Annotated in this window: 2 protein-coding genes and 2 pseudogenes; 2 read left to right on the forward strand and 2 right to left on the reverse strand. The window is 58.2% G+C overall.

What is annotated here, in order from left to right:
* Positions 1-95 precede the first annotated feature (95 nt).
* Together ACIOFR_RS42240 and ACIOFR_RS42245 are read left to right on the forward strand one after the other, a co-directional pair.
* Positions 96-214 (forward strand): annotated as a pseudogene (locus ACIOFR_RS42240) (IS5/IS1182 family transposase); the annotation flags it as partial.
* A gap of 160 nt (positions 215-374) precedes the next feature.
* The gene (locus ACIOFR_RS42245; protein ID WP_401006158.1) at positions 375-764 is read left to right on the forward strand and encodes a DUF6193 family natural product biosynthesis protein; all 390 of its coding nucleotides are present in this window, start codon (positions 375-377) and stop codon (positions 762-764) included.
* A 100-nt stretch (positions 765-864) separates the two neighbouring features.
* Here ACIOFR_RS42245 and ACIOFR_RS42250 read toward each other — a convergent pair.
* A pseudogene (locus ACIOFR_RS42250) lies at positions 865-1176 on the reverse strand (polymorphic toxin type 27 domain-containing protein); the annotation flags it as partial.
* A 72-nt stretch (positions 1177-1248) separates the two neighbouring features.
* A partial coding sequence (locus ACIOFR_RS42255; protein ID WP_401006160.1) for a hypothetical protein occupies positions 1249-1597 on the reverse strand: 349 nt, incomplete at its 5' end.

Below are 1597 nucleotides of genomic sequence, written 5' to 3' on the forward strand. Positions count from 1 at the left end.
ATCGCCTCGCGCCATGACCGATGGCCTATCAAAACCGAGCCGCCACACGCAGGCGATCCACCGAACTCGTGATCCTCACTCCAGACAGGACCTAGCACACCTTCGCCCGCATGAAGAACTACAAGATCCTCCGCGGCTGCCGACAGAAAAGCGCGGCCTGCACCACGCCGTGCAGGCCGCCGCCCACATGCACAACCTCGCCCTCAGCGGATGAAACAGCAGGCCAGGGCACACGCCGACATGCCCACCCACAGCCTTCTACAACAGGCTTTAGGCTGTGATCAGCGTCCATGGTCGCGGATGCCGCTGGCCGGTAGGGCTTTTCGCCATTGTTGCATCGCCGGCGACGCAAGCTAGAGCAGATCGGTAGATAAATGAGTAGTTCTGAGGGGCCAGGAACAGGAGCGGATCCGGTTGCGGAAGCTTGGGAGGAAGTACGCCGGCAGGCTGAAATAGGAGAGGTCGACAAGGAATTGGTGGAGGCGGCTCATGCCGATCCGGTGATCGGGGTACTATTTCCAATGGTGGGTCATGGTTCCCTGCAACTCAGCAGGTGCACCAAGTTTCCCTGGTCAAAGGACTTGCCATCTGTCTTCCCAACCCTCGATGGAGGCTTCAGGATTCATCGGCTCTACATGCGAGATAAATCCTGGGTCGCCGACGTGAGCACCCCCCAGGAGGCAGTGAGGTTCGTCAGGGACAACATACCGGAAGGTTGCGGCCCTGCTATTGACGGAACCCCGGACCAAATCGCTCCCTTGTAGGGGATATTGTAGTCCAGACAAGGGCCCCCAGGTTATTCTTGGGGGCCCTTGCCGCATTTTCTCACGGCTAGCTATGGAAACTGCGGAGATTCACCTGAATTTAGTCGAGCGGGACGGCCCAATCTGGTTTCGCCATCTCCTTGGTGACGTCCTTGCCGCCGTAGTACCACGTGATCGACTCCCAAGTGCGATTGCCCATCATAACTGCCATGCGGAGCCTCGCCATCTCCCACGCTGTACCGTTCCCACGCTCGGCCCCTTCCTCCCAAGTATTGATGGGCCTGCCGCGCTTGACCAGATCCGCCAGGGCTTGGTCCGCATTCTGTGCGTCGTCGACGCCGTCGAGATCGACGGTAAGCTTCATTTTTGGATTGTTTACGTATGCTTCGACGCCGACCATCCAAATTGGCTTACCCCTAAGGGCATTGTTCGGATCAGGGAACGCTGCCCAAAAATTTGGCCCACCGGGCTTGTTGTTGAAAGTTCATCCGTTCACGCTTTTTGCGACGTTATCGGAGTATGGGGCGATGCCGAGAACGAGATGGCTGCCGATATTGCACAGCTCAGGCACTTTTCCACTATTGTGGACAAGTAGGGGGGTGACGCCCGCAAGAACGTAGTATGTATGCGCATTTGCGATGGTCAGGTTATATGTCGACTGGAGTCCTGCCCAGTCCCGCTTGTTGATGATCCTGACAGGCTGGTCGTCAGGAGTGCGCAGTGTGTCACCGACTGCCAGGCAGGGCGGCGTCGTGCAGGCGAAATGCCCGCTTTGATGCCGGTTCAGGTGTCCGATGTGGCTGTGGTGTTCAAGGCAACAGGCCGGAACGGAG

Origin of the sequence: Kitasatospora sp. NPDC088346 (assembly GCF_044740765.1) — a bacterium.
Taxonomy (GTDB): domain Bacteria; phylum Actinomycetota; class Actinomycetes; order Streptomycetales; family Streptomycetaceae; genus Kitasatospora.